The organism is Sphingomonas aracearum, assembly GCF_003345355.1.
Lineage (GTDB): Bacteria > Pseudomonadota > Alphaproteobacteria > Sphingomonadales > Sphingomonadaceae > Sphingomonas > Sphingomonas aracearum.
Genome location: NZ_QQNB01000001.1, coordinates 1,032,168 through 1,051,534, shown reverse-complemented (window position 1 = coordinate 1,051,534; position 19,367 = coordinate 1,032,168). Strand labels below are relative to the sequence as shown.

22 protein-coding genes and 1 pseudogene are annotated in these 19,367 nt (G+C 69.3%); 11 read left to right on the top strand and 12 right to left on the bottom strand.

Going from position 1 to position 19,367, the window contains the following annotated elements; translation table 11 throughout:
• Positions 1 to 98: 98 nt before the first annotated feature.
• Positions 99 to 839 (bottom strand): NAD-dependent deacylase, encoded by a 741-nt coding sequence (locus DVW87_RS05165; protein WP_114686629.1) that lies wholly within the window; start codon positions 837 to 839, stop codon positions 99 to 101.
• Positions 840 to 915: 76 nt separating this feature from the next.
• On the opposite strand from DVW87_RS05165, the gene DVW87_RS05160 reads away from it, so the two are divergent.
• Entirely contained in the window at positions 916 to 1,119 is a 204-nt protein-coding gene (locus DVW87_RS05160) for a hypothetical protein (protein ID WP_114686628.1), read from the top strand.
• Here the strand turns inward: DVW87_RS05160 and DVW87_RS05155 are convergent, their stop codons facing one another.
• The 7 genes and pseudogenes from DVW87_RS05155 to hflK all read right to left on the bottom strand — a co-directional run bounded on the left by DVW87_RS05155 (position 1,120) and on the right by hflK (position 9,083).
• Positions 1,120 to 2,244: a recombinase family protein gene (locus DVW87_RS05155; RefSeq protein WP_114686627.1), complete on the bottom strand. Its 1,125-nt coding sequence runs from the start codon at positions 2,242 to 2,244 to the stop codon at positions 1,120 to 1,122. It lies immediately after the preceding gene.
• Positions 2,245 to 2,292: 48 nt separating this feature from the next.
• Positions 2,293 to 2,406: pseudogene (locus tag DVW87_RS05150) on the bottom strand (Sir2 family NAD-dependent protein deacetylase); the annotation flags it as partial.
• Between the two features lie 12 nt (positions 2,407 to 2,418).
• Positions 2,419 to 3,624 carry a M20 metallopeptidase family protein gene (locus DVW87_RS05145; RefSeq protein ID WP_114686626.1) on the bottom strand — a complete coding sequence of 402 codons (1,206 nt, stop codon included), beginning with the start codon at positions 3,622 to 3,624 and terminating at the stop codon, positions 2,419 to 2,421.
• Positions 3,625 to 3,657: 33 nt separating this feature from the next.
• Positions 3,658 to 5,304, bottom strand: coding sequence for a helicase HerA-like domain-containing protein (locus tag DVW87_RS05140; RefSeq protein ID WP_114686625.1), 1,647 nt, complete (start codon positions 5,302 to 5,304; stop codon positions 3,658 to 3,660).
• A 124-nt stretch (positions 5,305 to 5,428) separates the two neighbouring features.
• Entirely contained in the window at positions 5,429 to 6,961 is a 1,533-nt protein-coding gene (locus DVW87_RS05135) for a Do family serine endopeptidase (protein ID WP_114686624.1), read from the bottom strand.
• A 107-nt stretch (positions 6,962 to 7,068) separates the two neighbouring features.
• Positions 7,069 to 7,932 (bottom strand): protease modulator HflC, encoded by an 864-nt coding sequence (hflC, locus tag DVW87_RS05130; RefSeq protein ID WP_114686623.1) that lies wholly within the window; start codon positions 7,930 to 7,932, stop codon positions 7,069 to 7,071.
• Entirely contained in the window at positions 7,929 to 9,083 is a 1,155-nt protein-coding gene (gene hflK, locus DVW87_RS05125) for a protease modulator HflK (RefSeq protein WP_114686622.1), read from the bottom strand. The genes hflC and hflK overlap by 4 nt, the downstream gene beginning before the upstream one ends.
• A 71-nt stretch (positions 9,084 to 9,154) precedes the next feature.
• Between hflK and DVW87_RS05120 the strand changes: the two genes are divergently transcribed.
• Genes DVW87_RS05120 through DVW87_RS05105 form a run of 4 tightly spaced genes read left to right on the top strand, consistent with a single transcriptional unit; the run spans position 9,155 to position 11,274 of the window.
• On the top strand, positions 9,155 to 10,123 hold the full coding sequence (locus DVW87_RS05120; RefSeq protein ID WP_114686621.1) for an Mrp/NBP35 family ATP-binding protein: 969 nt from the start codon (positions 9,155 to 9,157) through the stop codon (positions 10,121 to 10,123).
• On the top strand, positions 10,107 to 10,544 hold the full coding sequence (locus DVW87_RS05115) for a CoA-binding protein (RefSeq protein WP_114686620.1): 438 nt from the start codon (positions 10,107 to 10,109) through the stop codon (positions 10,542 to 10,544). Before DVW87_RS05120 ends, DVW87_RS05115 begins: the two co-directional genes overlap by 17 nt.
• A gap of 57 nt (positions 10,545 to 10,601) precedes the next feature.
• On the top strand, positions 10,602 to 10,922 hold the full coding sequence (locus DVW87_RS05110; protein ID WP_114686619.1) for a hypothetical protein: 321 nt from the start codon (positions 10,602 to 10,604) through the stop codon (positions 10,920 to 10,922).
• A gap of 10 nt (positions 10,923 to 10,932) precedes the next feature.
• Positions 10,933 to 11,274 carry a hypothetical protein gene (locus DVW87_RS05105; protein WP_114686618.1) on the top strand — a complete coding sequence of 114 codons (342 nt, stop codon included), beginning with the start codon at positions 10,933 to 10,935 and terminating at the stop codon, positions 11,272 to 11,274.
• Positions 11,275 to 11,282: 8 nt separating this feature from the next.
• Here the strand turns inward: DVW87_RS05105 and DVW87_RS05100 are convergent, their stop codons facing one another.
• Positions 11,283 to 12,575 (bottom strand): homoserine dehydrogenase, encoded by a 1,293-nt coding sequence (locus tag DVW87_RS05100; protein ID WP_114686617.1) that lies wholly within the window; start codon positions 12,573 to 12,575, stop codon positions 11,283 to 11,285.
• A gap of 193 nt (positions 12,576 to 12,768) precedes the next feature.
• On the opposite strand from DVW87_RS05100, the gene DVW87_RS05095 reads away from it, so the two are divergent.
• Complete coding sequence (locus DVW87_RS05095) at positions 12,769 to 13,485, top strand: hypothetical protein (protein ID WP_147276215.1); 717 nt, start codon at positions 12,769 to 12,771, stop codon at positions 13,483 to 13,485.
• 136 nt (positions 13,486 to 13,621) lie between these two features.
• Positions 13,622 to 14,368: a hypothetical protein gene (locus tag DVW87_RS05090; protein ID WP_147276214.1), complete on the top strand. Its 747-nt coding sequence runs from the start codon at positions 13,622 to 13,624 to the stop codon at positions 14,366 to 14,368.
• 44 nt (positions 14,369 to 14,412) lie between these two features.
• On the opposite strand, the gene DVW87_RS05085 is transcribed toward DVW87_RS05090, so the two are convergent.
• Together DVW87_RS05085 and DVW87_RS05080 are read right to left on the bottom strand one after the other, a co-directional pair.
• The gene (locus DVW87_RS05085) at positions 14,413 to 15,366 is read right to left on the bottom strand and encodes an isopenicillin N synthase family dioxygenase (protein WP_114686614.1); all 954 of its coding nucleotides are present in this window, start codon (positions 15,364 to 15,366) and stop codon (positions 14,413 to 14,415) included.
• Positions 15,367 to 15,417: 51 nt separating this feature from the next.
• Positions 15,418 to 15,915 carry a hypothetical protein gene (locus DVW87_RS05080; RefSeq protein ID WP_114686613.1) on the bottom strand — a complete coding sequence of 166 codons (498 nt, stop codon included), beginning with the start codon at positions 15,913 to 15,915 and terminating at the stop codon, positions 15,418 to 15,420.
• Between the two features lie 97 nt (positions 15,916 to 16,012).
• On the opposite strand from DVW87_RS05080, the gene DVW87_RS05075 reads away from it, so the two are divergent.
• The 4 genes from DVW87_RS05075 (at position 16,013) to DVW87_RS05060 (ending at position 19,168) form a co-directional block, all read left to right on the top strand.
• On the top strand, positions 16,013 to 17,248 hold the full coding sequence (locus DVW87_RS05075; protein WP_114686612.1) for a multidrug effflux MFS transporter: 1,236 nt from the start codon (positions 16,013 to 16,015) through the stop codon (positions 17,246 to 17,248).
• A gap of 77 nt (positions 17,249 to 17,325) precedes the next feature.
• Positions 17,326 to 17,667, top strand: a complete 342-nt coding sequence (locus DVW87_RS05070) for a DNA primase (RefSeq protein WP_114686611.1) — start codon at positions 17,326 to 17,328, stop codon at positions 17,665 to 17,667.
• A 92-nt stretch (positions 17,668 to 17,759) separates the two neighbouring features.
• A complete protein-coding gene (locus DVW87_RS05065) occupies positions 17,760 to 18,395 on the top strand; it encodes an iron chaperone (protein ID WP_114686610.1) in 636 nt (211 codons plus the stop codon).
• Between the two features lie 74 nt (positions 18,396 to 18,469).
• Positions 18,470 to 19,168: a hypothetical protein gene (locus DVW87_RS05060; RefSeq protein ID WP_239017756.1), complete on the top strand. Its 699-nt coding sequence runs from the start codon at positions 18,470 to 18,472 to the stop codon at positions 19,166 to 19,168.
• On the opposite strand, the gene DVW87_RS05055 is transcribed toward DVW87_RS05060, so the two are convergent.
• Positions 19,143 to 19,337 carry a hypothetical protein gene (locus DVW87_RS05055; protein ID WP_114686608.1) on the bottom strand — a complete coding sequence of 65 codons (195 nt, stop codon included), beginning with the start codon at positions 19,335 to 19,337 and terminating at the stop codon, positions 19,143 to 19,145. The genes DVW87_RS05060 and DVW87_RS05055 overlap by 26 nt on opposite strands.
• Positions 19,338 to 19,367 lie beyond the last annotated feature (30 nt).

The window sequence follows — 19,367 nt, the reverse complement described above, 5'->3', positions numbered from 1 at the left end:
CAAGTTTGTTACCCATCCGAACCGGACCGGGCCGTTGCGCCGGAACGAGGCATATCGGCGACGAGCTGAATTCCCCTACATTGCTGTAGTAATGCGCTTTATTGCTTCAGGTTAAGCAGCTGGTCGACCCACGTCGGCACCAGCGTGGCCGCCGGTCCGTGCCGCGCCTCCTCGAACCACGCGCTGCCCGCGGAGGGCTCCAGGTTCAGCTCCAGCGTACGGGCGCCCGCTCGCCCCGCCACCTGCACGAAACCGGCGGCGGGATAGACCGCGCCGGAAGTGCCGATGGAGACGAACAGGTCGGCGCGGGCAAGGGCGCGCTCGATCCGGTCCATGGCATAGGGCATCTCGCCGAAGAACACGATGTCCGGCCGCAATGCGGGCGTACCGCATTCCTCGCAGATCGAGCCGGGCGGCAGATCGCCGCGCCACGGCCGGCGATCCCCGCACTGCGCGCACAGGGCGGAGCGCAGCTCGCCGTGCATGTGCAGCAGCCGCCGGGCGCCCGCGCGCTCGTGCAGGTCGTCCACGTTCTGCGTGACGACGAGCAACTCGCCCGGCCACGCGCGATCGAGCCGCGCCAGCGCCTCGTGCGCCGGATTGGGCGCCACGCCCGCCAGCGCGGCCCGGCGCAGGTCGTAGAAACGGTGCACCAGCGCCGGATCCCTCGCCAGCGCCTCCGGCGTGCATACGTCCTCGACCCGATGTCTTTTTCTAACGCCGTCTTCGTCGCCGTATTCCCAGTAGGAGACCGCGCCGTGTGTGCGAAAAGTCGGAATGCCAGACTCGGCAGAGACGCCCGCGCCAGTCAGGACCACGATGTTATGCATGTCAGTCATTTCTCCTGCTTACCCATTGGCGCGGATACGAGCGAATGGGCTGACGTGGGGGAGGAACGCTAATCGAGTAACGCGCATGAAGTGCATCTCCGATAAAGGCTTCGAGATCATGGGCGAGCACGATAGAAGCTGCGGGGATAACTATGCACATGAGCCATGCCCGATCTGCCGGGGTGAAGAACTCGACCCGGACTTTCTCGCTCGCATCGAGCAGGCAGGCGCGCAGCCGAGAATGACGATGACCTTTGACGAGGCGATGGAGTGGCTGCGCGCTCGTTGATCAGGCGGCGAGCGCCATCTGCTGTTTTACCCGATGGACGGTCGCGACACCGACCTTGAGCTTCTTGGCCGTGGCGTTGATGCTGACGCCCTTGGTGAGGGAGCGCTTGATGCGCTCGACCTTCTCGGCGTCGAGGGGCGGTCGGCCTGACCGTTTCGTGGATCGCGCCAACCCTGCCATGATCCTCTGCCGCAGAATGCTGCGCTCAAGCTCCGCGAATACCGCCGATCCCTGCCAACCATCACCACCACGGAACGTGGGGGTGGCTTCGCCGTTCAAGATGCGGGCGATGGCGGTCTTGGCTTTCCCTTCGGCGTAGAGCGTGAAGATTCGCTCCAGCACAGCCACCTTCTCCGGGACGGGCTCGAAAAACCGGCGACACTGCGAGAGCGCCAGCCATCCGGGACAGGTAGCCGACACATGCACCTTGCGCTTCACGGAGCCGAGCAATGAGTCATGTTCAAGGAACTTACCTACGGTGGGCGTGAAATCATCGGCGAGCATGGTAAGCTCGTAGGTGTCGCTCCCGCGCTTTGTCTTGACAGTGATATCTACCCCGCGATCGACGGGGTTGCTCAACGACTGGAGGTGATCGACGGCGATGATTGTGCCGGGGCGTTCGCTGCGCACCTCCATGCCGTCGCGGATCGCTGCCCACGCCCCGCGTAGCAGCACCGACTTGCGAGCGCTCTCCGTGTTCGCCCGCTCCGTGTCGTCAAGAAGCGCCCGTAGCTGGTCGGCTTGGTTGCGGATGGACGCTTGGTCCACGAGCATCTTGTTGTCGGCGAGGGCGATCGTGAGCCCCGCGTTGGTGACCCGGAAAAACCACTCCAGCACTTCACCGGGCTTCTTCCGGCTCAAGCGATCAAGCTGCTCGCACAGCAAAACCGTGTCATGGGCGCCTTCACGGCACACCCGATCGGTAAACTGCCCGAGAGCACCAGCCGGAGCCATGTTGTGCCCCTTGAACCCGGACACGCCTTCATCGCGCAACCACTCGGCTTCAGGCGGAAGCGACCAACCCTTCTCGTCCGCATAGGCGCGGATGGTTGCGGTCTGCCGGGGAATAGTGGACCCGGAACCCTGCTTCTCTCGCGACCAACGGAGATACGGCACAATACGCATCGAGCTTCCCTTCGGAAGCCGACGTATTATCGTTAGAAAAAAGCATCAATCCTCGACCCGGTGCCCTTCCCAAAGCCCACCGGGTCCGCGAAAGGTGGCGATGCCGGACTCGGCCGAGATGCCGGCGCCGGTGAGGATCACGATCGAGCGCGGTGCCGTCATCGGCCGCGCGCCTCAGTCGAAGCCGCGATGCAGGAAGCGCTCGGCCAGCGCGCAGTGCAGCGCCACGCCGCGCGCCATCACCGCCTCGTCCACCACCATCCGCGTGTTGTGCAGCGGCGGGTTGGCGCCCGGGTCGCTGCCTTCGGGCGCGGCGCCGAGAAAGGTCATCGCGCCGGGGATCTCGCGCAGCACGTAGGAGAAGTCCTCCGCGCCCATCATCGGCTGCGCCATCTCCTGCCACGGCGCGCCCAGCGCCTCCGCCTCCTCGCGCGCCAGCGTCACGGCGCGCGCATCGTTGACGGTTACCGGATAGCCCGGCTCGACGCCCGGCTCCGCCGTCGCGCCATGGGCAAGGGCGATGTGCGTGGCGATGCGGGCGAACGCCTCGTGCATCTGGCCCCGCGTCCGCTCGGACAGGGCGCGCAGCGTACCCAGCATCTCCACCTCGCCCGGGATGACGTTGTGCGCGCTGCCGGCCGCGATCTTCGCGATCGTCAGCACGGCGGGATCGGTGACCGGCACCTGGCGGGCGATATAGGTCTGCAGCGCCGTGACGATCTCGCAGGCGACCGGCACCGGATCGAGGCAGTCGTGCGGCATCGCGCCATGTCCGCCGCGCCCCCGCACCGTGCAGCGGATCGTGTCGGCCGAGGCCATCAGCGGGCCGGGACGGCTCCAGAAGGTGCCGGCGGGCAGGTTGGGCCACAGGTGCAGCGCGAACGCCGCCTCCGGCCGCGCGATGTCGAGCAGGCCGTCCTCCATCATGTAGCGGGCGCCGTGATAGCCTTCCTCGCCGGGCTGGAAGAGGAAGACGATCGTGCCGGGCAGCTCCTCGCGCTGGGCGGAAAGGGCGCGTGCGGCACCGACCAGCATCGCGGTGTGCGCATCATGGCCGCAGGCGTGCATCGCGTTCGCCACCTCGCTGGCGAAGGAAAGGCCGGTCTCCTCCTGCATCGGCAAGGCGTCATGGTCGCCGCGCAACAGCACCGTTCGGCCATTGTCGCGGCCGCCCCGGAGGATCGCCACCAGCCCGGTGGTGGAGCGGCCCTCGCGGATCTCGAGCGGCAGGCCGGCCAGCGCCGCACGGATCTTGTCGGCGGTGCGCGGACAGTGGAGGCCGATCTCCGGATCGCGGTGAATGGCGCGGCGCAGCCCGACGATGTCGGGCAGCCCCGCCTCGGCGGCGGCGCTCCAGTCGATGCGGGACGGTTGGTTCATGGCGGAAACTCCTCTCCGCCATCCTAGTCCCGCTCAGCGCCCCTTGAACAGCCCGCCGAGCACGCCGCGCACGAGCCCGCCGACGACGCCGCCGCCCCGCGCGGAGCCGAACACCGCCTTGGTCACCTCGTTCGCCACGGCCCGCCCGGCGGCGGAGGAGGCGGAGCGCGTGGCGGACTGCACGGCCCGGTTCCAGGGCGAGTTCGCCGCCTCGCGCGCTGCCTGGCGATCGAGCCGGGCCTGGCGATCGGCCTCCCGCTGGGCCGCCAGCCGCTCGCGCTCGGCATCCTTGGCGGCGCGCGCGTCGGCCTTGGCCTGCGCGGCGGCCTGCTTGTCCGCCGCTTCCTTCGCCTGCGCTTCGGCCGCGGCGGCGGCGGCCTCGTGCGACTTGGCGGCGAGCAGTTCCTCGGCGGAGGCGCGGTCGACCGCCGTGTCGTACTTGTCGCCGATCGCGTCCGTGGCGATCAGCGTCGCGCGCTCCTGCGGCGTTACCGGGCCGACGCGGCTGGCGGGCGGCTTCACCAGCACGCGCGCGACGGGGGAGGGCGCGCCGTCCGGCTGGAGCAGCGAGACGAGCGCTTCGCCCACCTTCAGCTCGGTGATCGCGGTTTCGACGTCCACGCCGGGGTTCGCGCGAAAGGTCGTCGCCGCCGACCGCACCGCCGCCTGGTCGCGCGGGGTGAAGGCGCGCAGGGCGTGCTGCACGCGATTGCCGAGCTGCGCCGCCACCGCGTCGGGCACGTCGATCGGATTCTGGGTGATGAAATAGACGCCGACGCCCTTGGAACGGATCAGGCGCACGACCTGCTCGATCTTTTCCAGCAGCGCCCTGGGCGCGTTGTCGAACAGCAGGTGCGCCTCGTCGAAGAAGAAGCACAGCACCGGCTTGTCCGGATCGCCGACCTCGGGAAGGGACTCGAACAGCTCGGACAGCAGCCACAGCAGGAAGGTGGAATAGAGCTTGGGCGCGGCCATCAGCTTGTCGGCCGCCAGCACGTTGACGAGGCCGCGGCCCGTGTCGTCCGTGCCCAGCAGATCGGCGGTGGCGAGCGCGGGTTCGCCGAAGAAATGATCCGCGCCCTGTCCGCGCAGTTGCAGCAGCGCGCGCTGGATGGCGCCGACACTGGCCTTGGAGACGTTGCCGAACTGCCTGGTCAGCTCGTCCGCGCGGTTGGCGCACTCGGCAAGCATCGCCTGCAGGTCGTCCAGGTCGAGGAGCAGCAGCCCTTCCCGATCGGCGACATGGAAGGCGATGGTCAGCACGCCTTCCTGCACCTCGTTGAGGTCGAGCAGACGGGCGAGCAGCAGCGGCCCCATCTCCGACACGGTGGTGCGGATCGGGTGACCCTGTTGCCCGAACAGGTCCCAGAACTGCACGGGCGTCGCGGCATAGGACCAGTCGGTCATGCCGATCTCCGCGGCGCGGGCGGCGAATGTCTCGTGGGCCCTCGACGCGGGCGAGCCGGCCATGGCGAGGCCGGCCAGATCGCCCTTCACATCGGCAACGAAGCACGGCACGCCCGCGCCCGAGAAGCCTTCGATGATCCCCTGCACGGTGACGGTCTTGCCGGTACCGGTGGCGCCGGCGATCAGGCCGTGGCGATTGGCGCGCTTGAGGTTCAGGACCTGCGGAGCGGCACCACCCGCCTCCGCGCCGATGAAGATGCCTGCTTCTGTCATGCTTGCTCCGTCGCTCCCGAGGCCATCCTAGGCCGACGCATCGCCCTCGTCATCCCGGCCGCACAGCAAAGGGGCCACCCCGGCATGCACCGGGATGGCCCCTCAACTGTTTCAGCCGGGTCGCTTACTTCAGGCGAACGCCGATCAGCCGCTCGCCCTGGATGCCCTTGCGCTGGAAGCTCAGCACCACGCTGCCCGCGCCGGCGGCCTTGGCGCGCTGCACCGCGCCCGCGAGCGTTGCCGGCGTGGTGACGCGCACGCCGCCTTCCGCGGTGCGGATGCCGGTGATCACGTCGCCGGGCTGGAAGCCCTTCTGCGCCATGTCGCTGGACTGGTCGATGTCGGTGATGACCACGCCGGTGGTGCCGGTCTCCAGGCCGAGCTGCCGCGCGATCTGCGGGGTCAGCGTGCGCACGGTGATGCCGAGCGCATTGGGGCCGGCCTGCGCGCCGGGCGTGCCGTCGGGGCCGACCGCGCCGTCGTCGTCACCGTCCTCGCCGCTGAGCAGCGATTCCTCGGACGGGCGGGTGCCCACCGTTGCGTTGATCGACAGCGGCCTGCCGTCGCGCAGCACGTCCAGCGTCGCGCGGCTGCCGGGTGCCAGGTTGGCGACCAGGTAGGACAGGCTCTGGTCCGGGGTCACGTCCTTGCCGTTGACCTTCAGCACCACGTCGCCCGAGCGGATGCCGGCGCGCGCGGCGGCCTCGTTCGGCTCGACCCGGGCGATGATCTCGCCGCGGTTCTTCGGCAGCTTGAGCGCGGTGGCGATGTCGTCGCTGATCGGCTGGATGCCGACACCGAGATAGCCGCGCTTGATCGCGGTGCCCGAACGCAGCTGGTCGATGATCGGCTTGGCCTCTTCCGCCGGAATGGCGAAGCCGATGCCGACATTGCCGCCGGTCGGCGACAGGATCTGCGAGTTGATGCCGATCACGTTGCCGTTCAGGTCGAACATCGGGCCGCCCGAATTGCCCTGGTTGATCGAGGCGTCGGTCTGGATGAAGCGATCGAACGCGCCGCCCTGGCCGGTGGTGCGGTGCAGCGCCGAGATGATGCCCGCGGTCACGGTGGAGCCGATGCCGAACGGGTTGCCGATCGCCACGATCCAGTCGCCCACGCGCGCGTTGCGGCTGTCGCCGAACTTCACGAAGGGCAGGCCGGTCGCCTGGATCTTCAGCAAGGCGAGGTCGGACGCCGGATCGCGGCCGATCAGCTTGGCGGTATATTCCTTGCGGTCCGGCATGGTGACGGTGATCGATTCCACCGTGGCACCGCGCGCACCGGCCGAGATGACGTGGTTGTTGGTCACCACATAGCCGTCTGCCGAGATGATGAAGCCGGAGCCCAGCGACTGCGCCTCGCGGGTCACCGGCGCGCCGCCGCCCTGGTCGGGGGGGGCGAGGCCGAACAGGCTGAACGGGTTGAACTGCTGCTGTTGCTGCGTCACCCGCTGCTTGGTGGAGATGTTGACCACCGCCGGCTGGAGCCTTGCCACCATGTCGGCAAAGCTCATCGGCGCGCCGGCCTTGGGCGCGGCGGCCTGGATCGCGCCGGGCTCGTTTTGCGCGGTCTGCGCAGCGGCGGTCGGCTGGAAGGTCATGGCGGCGGCGGCACCGCCGAGCAGAAGAGCACCGGTAATCGTGTAGGCGTAGCGCACTGTGTGGAGTTCCTCTCGTCTGCCGTGTTTCAGCAGGATGGCACCAATTGGTTCCGCCATGCTGAACGAGGATTGAATATGAACGATCCGACAGTCGGGCCGATTACTTACCGGCCGCCCTGGAACTGGCGGAGATAGCCGTTGTTCGGGCTCAGCACGAGCGAGGTGGAGCCGCGGGTGGAAGGATCGCCGTCCGCGCCGAACGTGTGGCGATAGGACTGCATGGCGCGGTAGAAGTCGTAGAAGTCCGCATCCTTGGTGAAGCTCTGCGCATAGACCTGCGCGGCGCGGGCCTCGGCATCGGCCTGGATGATCTGCGCTTCCTTCTGGCCCTGCGCGCGGATCGTTGCCGCTTCCTGCTGCCGGGCCGAGCGCATCTGCGCCAGCGCGCTGTCCAGCGGGCTGCCGTCGGGCAGGTCGGCATGCTTGATGCGCACGTCCACGATCTCCACGCCATACTGGCTGGCGCGGCGCTGCAGGCCGGCCTGGATGTTGTCCATCAGCTGCGTGCGCTCCGGGCTCAGCAGTTCGGAGAACTGGCGGCGGCCGAGCTCGTTGCGCAACGCGGAGCTGAACAGCGGGCGCAGCTGGTCCGCCACGCGCTGTTCGGACCCGGCGGTGACGACCATGCGCAGCGGATCGGTGATGCGGAAGCGGGCGAAAGCATCCACCTCCAGCCGGCGCTGATCGGTGGAAAGCACCGGCTGGTTTTCGAGGTCGATGTCCAGCACGCGCTTGTCGACCATCACCAGGCGATCGACGAACGGAATGCGCATAACGATGCCGGCGCCGGTGCGGCCGAACTGCTCGCCGCGACGCCAGGCGTTGACCGTACCGGCCGGCTCCTCGAAGCGGAGGATCACCGCCTGGTGGTTCTCGTCCACGATCTTGAAGGTGCTGGCTACCAGGATGACGAGGAACAGCAGCGCGATGCCGAGCGTCACCGGGTTGCGGAGAAGGGCGCGGTTCACTGGGCGCCTCCCGCCTGCGGGGCAGGGGCGGCGGGCTGCACCGCCTGCGGCTCGGGCGCGGCCATTTCAGGGTCCGGCAGGCGCCGGTTGCCGCGCAGGGGCAGGTACGGCACCACGCCGGGCGCTTCCACGATGGTCTTGTCGCTCTTGGCCAACACCTGTTCCATTGTCTCGTAATACATGCGCCGGCGCGTCACTTCGGGCGCCAGGCGATACTGCTCATAAACCTTGTCGAACGCCGCCGCCTCGCCCTGCGCCTTGGCGATCACCTGCTGCGCATAGCCGCGCGAGCGGTTGATCGCGCCGCGCGCGTCCTGCTGCGCCGCGGTCACGTCCTTGAACGCGTCCACCACCTGCTCGGGCGGGCCGGCCTGCTTGATCGCGACGCCCAGGATGTTGACGCCCGAATTGTAGCTGTCGAGGATCTGCTGCAGCTCTTCCTGAACGCGGCTCTGGATCACGTTCTGGCCGGAGCCGATCACTTCGTTCAGCTCGGACGTGGCGATCACCGAACGCATCGCGCTCTCGGCCGCCGCGCGCACTGTCTGGCGCGGGTCCTTGATCTGGAACACGAATTCCTGCGGAATCTTGATGTTCCAGCTGACCGAATAGCTGAGGTCGACGATGTTCTGGTCGCCGGTCAGCATCTGCGTGCCGCCGGTGCCGCCGCCTTCGGGGAAGTCCTCGGTGTTGGTGCGCTGCACGTCCACCTTGGTCACGCTGGCGATCGGCGCGGGAAGGGTGAGGCGGATGCCGGGGTCCAGCGTGCCGGCATATTTGCCGAACCACGTCACCACGCCGCGCTGCGACGGGCTGATCGGATGAAAGCTGGTGTACAGCACCCATACGCCGACGATCAGCGCCAGGCCGATCGTCCACAAGGTCCGCGCGTTGCCGCCGCCCGGCAGGTTGAGGCGGCCACCGCCGCCGCCGTTGCCGCCCGGGCCGCCGCCGCCGGGGCGCGCGCGCTTCAGGAACTCGTCGAGCGCGGTGGGCTTGGCGCGTCCGCCGCCGGGGGGCGGCGCCCAGGGATTGCGCGGACCCTCGCCCGAGCCGCCGCCGCCATTGCCGGACCCGCCGCTACCCCAGGGGCCCTTGTTGTCCGCGTTGAGGATGGAAATGCGCTGAAGCCAGCGAGGCAGGGTGGTCATGATGACCTTTATAAGAAAGCGCGCGCGGAAAAACAGTGGCAAGGCATCGCTTCGGCCCTATCTCCCGCCCCATGATCGACCAGCCTGCCCTGCGCGCCGTTCTTGACCCCATTGCCGGCCCGCGCGCGACCGTGCGCGTGGATGGCGACCGCGCGAGCATCATTCTCGACGTCACCGCCCTGGCGGCGGGCGAACGCGATGCGCTGGAAACGCGCGTGCGGGAGGCGGCGAGACACGTTGCTCCGAACATCCGCATCCTGCTCACCAGCGAGCGGGTGAGCCAGGCGGTGATCGCGGTGGCCAGCGGCAAGGGCGGGGTGGGCAAGTCCACCGTGGCGGCCAACCTGGCGATCGCGCTCGCCGCGCTGGGGCGCCGCGTCGGCCTGGTGGACGCCGACATCTATGGCCCCTCGCAGCCGCGTCTCATGGGCGTGGAGGGCACCAAGCCGAACGCGCACGAAAAGCAGCTGCTGCCCGTGCCGACGCCCTACGGCGTGCCGCTGCTCTCCATGGGTCAGCTGGTGCCGCCGGATCAGGCCATCGCCTGGCGCGGACCGATGGCGGCCGGCGCCCTCACGCAGCTGGTGGAGGGCGACTGGCGGTTGCAGGACACCCTGGTGCTCGACCTGCCGCCCGGCACCGGCGACGTGCAGCTCACCATGGTGCAGAAGCATCGCCCGGCCGGGGCGGTGATCGTCTCCACGCCGCAGGATCTCGCGCTGATTGATGCGCGGCGTGCGATCGACCTGTTCCGCAAGGCGAACGTGCCGATCGTGGGCCTGATCGAGAACATGGCGGGCTATCATTGCCCGCATTGCGGGGAATGGTCCGATCCGTTCGGCAACGGCGGCGCGGAGGCGGCGGCGCGCGAACTCGACATCCCGTTCCTCGGCCGCGTGCCGCTGGACATCGCCATCCGCACCGCTTCCGATGCAGGCCGGCCGCCGGCCGCCGGGAACGGCGCGGCAGGGGGTGCGTTCCATGCAATCGCCGCCGAGGTGGCGCGCTGGTTGGAGACAGGACGTGCCGCTCACCCGTGACGAGGACATCAAGGCGCTGCTCGAAGAGGTGCGCACGATCGCACTGGTCGGCATCTCCGACCGGCCGGAGCGCCCGTCCAACTTCGTGATGAAGGCGCTGCAGGACCATGGCTATCGCGTGATCCCGGTGAACCCGCAGATCACCGGCGAGCACGTCCATGGTGAATATGTCTTTCGGGATCTATCCCAAGTGGGTGTGCCCATCGACATGGTTGACATCTTCCGGCGTTCGGCGGACGCTGGCGCCGCGGTGGATGAGGCCATCGCGGCGGGTGCCAAGTCGGTGTGGATGCAGGTGGGCGTCGTCGATCAGGCGGCGGCTGCCCGCGCGGAGGCTGCCGGGCTGAAGGTCGTGATGGACCGTTGCCCCAAGGTCGAACTGCCCCGGCTGGGCGTGTCGCCAGTCACTGCTGCGCCCTGACGCTCGCGGCCGCGCCGTGACCGGACCGGGGCTGGCAACCGGTTTGGGAGCGGAGCGATGCTGGTTGGCGTGCTTACACTGGGGGTCCTGACCACCGCGACCATGGTGGGGATCGCGGCCCAGCCGTCTGCGGTGCGGGCAAGGCCGATGATGCTGGTGCAGCCCGCCATGCCGACCACCGCGCCTCTCACCGCCGTTGTCGACCTGCATGTCGCCCGCGCGCCGCGCGGCAAGGCGGCGGACGACCTGTTCATGACCTCGGAGGACCCGCTGATCGCCAGCAAGCGCCGCGCCTTTGCCGAGAACGGGCGCAACTGCCACGTTATCGGCGGGCAGCGCTGCCTGTCCCGTCCGCGCGCCCTGCTGACGCTGCGCTAGGGCCGGGGCGGTGCTGCCGATCCTGTTGCTGCAGGCCGTTGCCACCGGCAACGTGCCCGCGGACCTGCGCGCAAAGACATCGGCGGCGATCCCGTGCCGCACCACCACCGACAAGGGCGAGGTTGTCGTCTGCGCCTTGCGCACGGCGGACCGGTACCGCCTCACCTTCGTCCAGCACGAGGACGGCGACCCGAAGCACGAGGCCGCCTTTGCCGAGCGCGAGCGGCTGCTTGCCCGCACCACCAACTGCCAGGAAAAGCGGGTGCTCGCTTATGAGTGCGGCATGGCCGGCGTCAGCGCCAAGGCGACTTTCGGCAGCAGCGGCACGGAGCTTCGCACACTCGCGCCCTGATCCCGCGCTCACTCGCCGAGAATGTGCATCCACATCGGCTGGCCGATCACGCTTTGCGAACCGCGCAGCTTCTCCAGCGCCTGCGCCACCGCGCGCTCCGGCCCCTCATGGGTGACGATCGCCACCAGGGCATGGCCGTCCGCTGACACGCCGCGCTGGATCAGGCTTTCGATCGACACGCCGGCGTCGCGCATCGCCGCCGCGATCTCCGCGAGCACGCCCACGCGATCGGCCACGGTGAAGCGGACATAGGCCTTGCCGCGCCGCTCGCCCGCATCCGCCGCATGGGGCTCCACCAGCGCCGCGGCCGGCATGGCATAAGCCGGCCCGAACTCGCCGCGCGCGATGTCGATCAGGTCGGCCACCACCGCGCTGGCGGTCGGTCCGTCGCCGGCGCCCGCGCCCTGGAACAGCAGCCGGCCGACGAAATTACCCTCCGCCACCACCGCGTTGGTCGCGCCCGTCACATGCGCCAGCGGATGGCCGACCGGCACCAGATGCGGGTGCACACGCTGGAACAGGCCGCTGGCCGCTTCTTCCGCCATGCCCAGCAGGCGCACGCGATAGCCGAGCGCCGCGGCCTCCGCGATGTCGGCGGCGATGACCTGGCGGATGCCGCTGGTCGCCACCTCGCCGAAGCCGGGGCGGGTGCCGAAGGCGATGCTGGCGAGGATCGACAGCTTGTGCGCGGCATCCACGCCGTCGATGTCGAACGTCGGGTCCGCCTCCGCATAGCCCAGCGCCTGCGCCTCGCTCAGCACGTCGGCGAAGTCGCGGCCCTCCGCTTCCATCTTGGACAGGATGAAATTGCAGGTGCCGTTGAGGATGCCGTAGACCCGCCCGATCGCGTTCGCCGCAGCGCCTTCGCGCAGGCCCTTGATGACCGGCACGCCGCCGGCCACCGCCGCCTCGAACTTCAGCGCAACTCCTGCCTGCTCCGCCGCCTGCGCCAGCTCCAGGCCGTGATGCGCGATCATCGCCTTGTTGGCGGTGACGAAGCTCTTGCCCCCGGCCAGCGTGGCGCGCGCCAGCGTGAGGGCGGGGCCGTCCGATCCGCCGACCAGTTCCACCACCACGTCGGCATTGCCGGCGCGCGCGAGTGCGGCGGTGTCGTCCACCCATTCGAAGCGGGTGAGGTCGACCCCGCGATCCTTGGTCCGGTCGCGCGCGGAAACCGCCACCACCTCGATCTCCCGCCCCGCGCGCCTGGCGATCAGCTCGCGATTGGCGTCCAGCAGGCGGATCACGCCGCCGCCCACCGTGCCCAGGCCGGCAAGAGCAATCCGAAGCGGTGTCGTCACGGGCGGTGCCTCCGTTTTCGCCACCTTGCGGCGGATCGTTGTTTCACAAGCGCGGGCGCGCCGTTGCGATCGTATCGCTAGCGGAAGGGTGGTTGCCGGAACAAGCCTTCTCTCACGATCGACTGCCGCCCGGCCGTCAGGCCCGCCACCTCCCCTTCCTGAGTAGCCGCGGCAATTGGGAGGGTGCCCGCAAGTGCCCGAAAGTGCCCGCGAAAACATGCGATTATCGCTCATGGGCGAGCGTTTCGAAGACCTTGGCGACCGGACGATCTACCAGTTCATCGAATCCATGTACCGGCCGGACCTGCAGGCCGGGGCTGCCCGATCCTGGACCCCGCCCTCCCGCCGCCCGACCTTGAAGATGCCAGCGTGGTTGAAGGTCGTCGCTGCGGCGGGCGCGCTGGCGATCACGCTGCTGCCCCGCTCCGCCCCGATCGACATGCCGCTGCGCGCCACCGACGGGTCGACGAGGGTGGAGGTGCCGATCGGCCCGCCCGCCCGTCCCGTGCCGCTCCCGCCGGCTTCGGCAGTTCCACCAACGGGCCAGCTCCTTCCTCAACAGGCCAAGGCACCGCCACGGCTGCGTTCGGGGGTCGTCAAGCGGCGCTGGCTCCCGCGCCGTGCTGGCGCATGGAGGCGAGCGCGCGTGCGCGCGCCGGCGCTGCGCAGGGCCGCTCTCCGCCGCGCGGTGCTCAAGAGGGCGCTGGTTCAGCCGCGGCCGGCCGTGTTCGCGCCGCCGCTGTCCCGTGCCACCGGCTTCGCGGCGCCGCCGCCCCGGCGCGAGCGCCCGATTCCGACAACAGAAAACAGCGCAGGGGAGGAAATCAATGATCCGGCTAATTCGCGGAAACGGCCCGACGAGAGCCACAAGGAAGGGCTGGACGCGATCCGCACGCTGCGCCAGCGCTGACCGTCTGCTCGCCACCGTGATTCCGCTTGCGCTGCTGGCCTCGCTGATCGCCGCACCCTCCGCGCATGCCGAAGCACAGAGCGGGCCCGCGGACGCGGCTGATCCCACGCGAAACTCCACGCAAAGGAATCCTGCGGTGCTGGCCGACCGCCCCGACGCCGCAAGCTCCGGGGCGACGACGGAACTCACAATGGGCGTGGCGGCGTGGGAAGGCGATTTCGGCGCACCCTCGCGCAGCGACATCACAGCGGTGCTGGTCAATCTGCGCCAGCGGGTCGGGCCGGTGCGAATCGACGCAACCCTGCCGTGGATGCGCGTGGTCAGCTCCTCCACGATCTTCACGGGCATCGACGGCACGCCCCTGGTCGTCGCCCCCGCCATTCCCATGGGCCGCCGGGAGCGGAAGGGGGTCGGCGATCTGACGCTGGGCGCGTCCTGGCTCGCGCTCAGGGAGGCACAGGCGGGACTGAACATCGACGTGTCGGCCCGCGCCAAGCTCCCCACCGCCGGCGACTCCACCCAGCTTTCCACCGGCAAGACGGACTACGCCTTCGGGATCGAGGCATCCAGGACGATGGGGGCGATCACGCCGGTGGTGCGCGCCAAGTACCGCATCTTCGGCGATCCGCCCGGCTGGCGCATCCGCGACGGCTTCGCCACCTCGCTGGGCGCCGCTGCCGCCCTGTTCGAGGAGACGGTGATGCTGATCTCCTACGACTTCGCCGAGCGGACCAGCCGCTTCATCAAGCCGTCGCACGAGATCGTCGCGGCCACCTCCGCCCCGATCGGCCGCCACTTCCGCCTGACCGCCTATGGCAGCGCCGGGCTGTCGTCCGGGGCCGCGGCGTTCTCGGGCGGCACTTCGCTGACGCTCCGGTTCTGAGGCGGCCGCCGGAACTGGCGGTCAGTTTCCGGCGGCGTCGCCGTTCACTTAACGAGCCCGATCTCGACCAGCCGCTCGTGCAGGTAATCATGGGCGGTGATCGGCGCCGGGTAGCGGTTCGGCGTGTCGGCGGTGATCGTGCCCGGCAGCGTCTCGATCACGAAATCGGGCGCGGGATGAAGGAAAAAGAGCATGGAGTAGCGCGAATGGCCGCGGCGCTCCGGCGGCGGGTTGACCACCCGGTGCGTGGTGGAGGGCAGGACGTGGTTGGTCAGCCGCTGCAGCATGTCGCCGACATTGACCACCATTGCCCCCTCCGGCGGCTTGATCGCAAGCCACTGGCCGGTGTCGCGGTCGAGCAGTTCGAGCCCGGCCTCGTCCGCGCCGAGCAGCAGGGTGATGAGGTTGATGTCCTCGTGCGCGCCGGCCCGCACGCCCTCGGCGTCGGCGGGGATCGGCGGGTAGTGGAGGAGGCGCAGCACCGAATTGCCGTCGGTCACCGCCCGGTCGAACCAGTTCGCCTCCAGCCCCAGGTGCAGCGCGATGGCCGACAACAGCCGGTCGCCGGCGCGGTCGAAGGCGGTGAACAGCTCCAGGAACGTGTCGCGGAAACCTTCCGGGCGGCTCGGCCAGATGTTCGGCGCCATCCGGTCGGCAAGGCGGTGCCCGGCCGGCAGCTCGCGGCCGATATGCCAGAATTCCTTGAGGTCCACCGCGCTCGCGCCCTTGGCGATCTCCGTCTTGAACGGCGTGTAGCCGCGCGCACCGCCGCCGCCGGGCACGTGATACTGGCGCTTTTCCTCCTCCGGCAGTCGGAACAGCTCGGCGGTTTCGGCCCAGGCGCGATCGATCAGCTCCTGCGGAATGCCGTGATCGGCGACGATGGCGAAGCCGAACCGCTGGAACGAGGCACCGAACGCCGCGGCGAAGCCTTGCGGATCGCGCGCCTGATCGGCCAGCGACAGGGTGGGAACTTGGGCGGAGGGGGTATCGAGCATGGCAGGCAGTTCCTTGCGGTTCTTGCGTGCTGCATAGTCCCGCCCGGACGGCTAGCCAATCAGGATCGTGCCGCGCGCCTTGTCCTCGCCCGTGGGGGCCAGCTCCATGCGGAACGGCTTGTTGTCGTCGGTGGTGCCGATCAGGTCGTTCTCCTGGGGCGTGACCTTGTAGCCGGCATGGTTCAGCCGCTCCTGAAACCAGCCGAGCACCTTCTGCGGCGCGGCCGGGCTGCTGAAGGAAACGCGCACGCGACCATCGCCCTTGTCACCGCCGTTCCCCCGCGATTGCACGTCGATGCCGGTGATCCGGGAACCCGGATACAGGTGCACGCCGTTCATGTCGAAATCCTCGGCATCCATGTCGAGCTTCGGCAGTTTCAGCTTTCCGGAGAAGACCGGCGAGCTGATCGCCACTTCCCCCTGGTTGCTCACCGTCGCGACGAAGCCGTTGTCCGCGCCGGCATCGGCATTGATGCTCAGCGTGGTGCCGGTGCCGCTCCGGTCACAGGCGGCAAGCAGCAGGGCAGGGGCGAGGAGCAACAGGCGCATCGGGATGTCTCCAGCTGTATTATCCATATGGTACGCTGCCTGTCGCCGGGGTCAAGAAGGGGTGACGGGGCATGCTGCATCTGCGAAAGGCACCGCCATGCACGGACAAGCAGCCCCCGCCACACAGGACTCGGCCCCGCTCGGCTTCAAGGAATTCGTGGCGCTCATCGCCTGCCTCATGGCGCTGACCGCGCTCGGCATCGACTCCATGCTCCCGGCCCTGCCGGCGATCGGTGCGGCGCTGGACGTGGCGGAGGAGAACCGGCGACAGTTCATCATCACCGCCTTTCTGATCGGCTTCGGCGTCGCACAGCTCGCCTGGGGGCCGCTGGCCGACCGGTTCGGGCGCAAGCCGGTGCTCACCGGCGCCATGGTCGCCTATGTCTTGGCGAACCTCCTGGCGACGATCTCCGGCAGCTTCGTGCTGCTGCTCGGCGCGCGGGTGCTCGGCGGGGCGGCGGTGGCGGCGGCGCGCGTGGTGACGGTGGCGCTGGTGCGCGACTGCTATTCCGGCCGCGCCATGGCCCGGGTGATGAGCCTGGCGTTCATCGTGTTCATGGCCGCGCCGGTGCTCGCCCCCATGGTCGGGCTTGCGCTGTTGCAGGTGGGATCGTGGCGGCTGATCTTCGGCTTCATCGCCGCCGCCAGTGCGGCGGTGCTCGTCTGGTTCGTGTGGCGCATGCCCGAGACGCTGGCCGTCGCGCGGCGCCAGCCGCTGTCGCCCGAGCGGCTGCTGGCCGGCTATCGCCTGACGATCACCGATCGCTGGTCGCTCGGCTATACCGTGGCGGCGATGCTGCTGCTGGGCGGGCTCTACGGCTTCATCAATTCCGTGCAGCAGATCATGTTCGACGTGTTCCACCGCCCCGACCTGCTGATCCCGTTCTTCGCCTGTGTGGGCGGGGCGATGGCATGCGTGAACCTCCTCAACTCGCGGCTGGTGATGCGGCTGGGCACGCGGATGATCTCGCATGCCGCCCTGCTTGGCCTGATCGCGGTGGCCGCGCTGCACCTCGCGATCGCCTGGAGCGGGGTGGAAAACCTGTGGAGCTTCGTCGTCCTGCAGGCGCTGATGATGGGCTGTTTCGGCCTCGCCAACTCCAACTTCTCGGCCATGGCGATGGAGAACATGGGCGGGATCGCGGGCACGGCCTCCAGCGTGCAGGGCTTTGCCACGGTGACGGTGGGCGCGCTGATCGGGGCGGTGATCGGGCAGAGCTTCGACGGCTCCACGGTGCCGCTCTACCTCGGCTTCACGAGCGTGGGCGTGCTGGCGCTGGTGGTCGTGCTGATCGCTGAGCGCGGGCGGCTGTTCCACGGTCACCAGGCCTGACGGAACCGCCGGCGTTCACCGCCGTTCGATCCCGCGAGAAGGCGTCGCCCCGTGGCGGCGCCGACAGGAGACAGGCGATGGGCGGACACCAGATCGACGGCCAGGGTTCCGGGGACGACGGCTATGACGAGGACGGCTATGACGAGAGCCAGCGCGCCGAGATCCTCGAGGCGACGCGCGACGGGCCGACCGACGGCACGATCCTGACCGACATCGACCCCGATGTCGAGGATGCGGCGGACGACGAGGACGAGCAGCTCGACGAGCTCGAGATGACGGACGACGAGGTCGGCGAGGAAGACGACACCCTCACCGACGAGGATGAGGATGCCGAGGACGATCTCCAAGACGATTTCGACGAGGACGACCTGGACGAGGAGGATCTGGAAGACGGCGACGACGCTGCGCTTCGTCCCTGACGCTGCCGGCGGCGCGGTTGGTCGCAACCGCGCCCGTCATCGCGGTTGACGCACCTTTCGCCCTCCCGCAGCGTCGTCGCGGGAGGAGCAGCATGCCGGAACGAGCGACTGGGCGGGGCGTGGAGGGCAGCGCCGGACACGCCGTCGATCTGCGTGTGGATGCCTATATCGAGCGGCAGGCGGACTTCGCCCGACCCATCCTGATCGAGCTACGCACGCGCCTCCATGCCGCGCTGCCCGGCCTTGCCGAGACGATCAAATGGGGCATGCCGTTCTTCGTCCATCGCGGGCGGCCGCTGGCCAGCATGGCCGGGTTCAGGGCCCATGCCAGCTTCGGCTTCTGGCGGCGGGACGCCTTGAGCACCGGACGCGAAGGCGAGGCAATGGGCCAGTTCGGACGGTTGCGGAGCGTTGCCGACCTGCCGCCGCGCGACCGCTTCGCCGAAATGGTCCGAACCGCGGCCGCCTTGTCGGAAGCAGGCGCCCCGGCACGGTCGAGAGCGCCTCGCGAAGAGATCGATCTGCCCGCGGACCTTGCCGGGGCGCTGGCCGCTGATCCGGCCGCCGCCGCCTTCTTTCAGGCGTTCCCGCCCGGCGCACGGCGCGACTACGCCGAATGGGTCGCCGGCGCGAAGCGACCGGAAACCCGCGCCCGCCGCCTTGCCGACGCGATGCGGTGGATCGGCGAGAACAAGCGCCGCAACTGGAAGCACGAGCGCTCCGGATAGTCGGCGGGGCGGAACGCCGGCCGGCGTGGCGCGTTGCGTTCGCCCCTTTCCTGTCAGACCGAAGGCTGTTGCCCGTGCGTATTCCCGTTCTTGTCGCGCTGGCGCTTGTCGCCGGATGCTCCAACGAGCCGACGGCCCGGAACAATGCGGAGGTCGACATCAACGATGCCGCTGCCGACGCGCAGAACAGCATCGCCTCCTATGCCGCCGCGGCAAACCGACAATCACCGGGGCCGAGCCCGTCCGCCACGCCGACCGCCGCGGTTCCGAACGACAATGCCCCGAGCGCTGGGTCCGAGCCGCTGGCACCGCCCGAGCCCGGTCGTCCGGGCGGCTTGCCGGACGATCGCACGCCGGTGTCCGAGGCGTCGTTCACGCCTGACAGCGCCCAGGGGGCCGCGGATGTCGTGCAGACCTATTATGCCCTGATCGAGGCGGGCAAGTATGCTGCCGCCTACCGGTTGTGGGATCCCCGCGCGCAGCAGGCCCCGGCAAGCGCACGCGCCTTCGCTGCCAGCTTCGGCCGGTTCAGCGAATATCACGCCAATGTCGGGGCGCCGGGGCGGATCGACGCCGGTGCGGGCCAGCGGTTCGTCACCGTTCCGGTGCAGCCCTATGCCCGGCTCAAGGAAAGCGGCGCGCCCTTCTACCAGATCGGCACGGTGACGCTGCACCGGACGGCCGATGTCGACGGCGCCAGCGCGGATCAGCGCCGCTGGCGGATCTCCGCGATCGAGGTGAAGGACGTTACGAAGGCAGCTGGTCGCCCGTAGAGCCGCCCTGCGCCTCCGCGGCATCGGCAGCGGCGATCATGGCCGCGGCGGACGCGCGAGCAGCGGCCGGTGTCAGCGAAATGGCGAGCCCGTCGGGGCCGTCCAGGAGGACCACGCCGCTTTCCGCAACGGCATGGGTAGGGGTGTCGTACACGCGTTCACCGGGCATTCCATCGCTCCTCGTGCGGCGCTATGAACG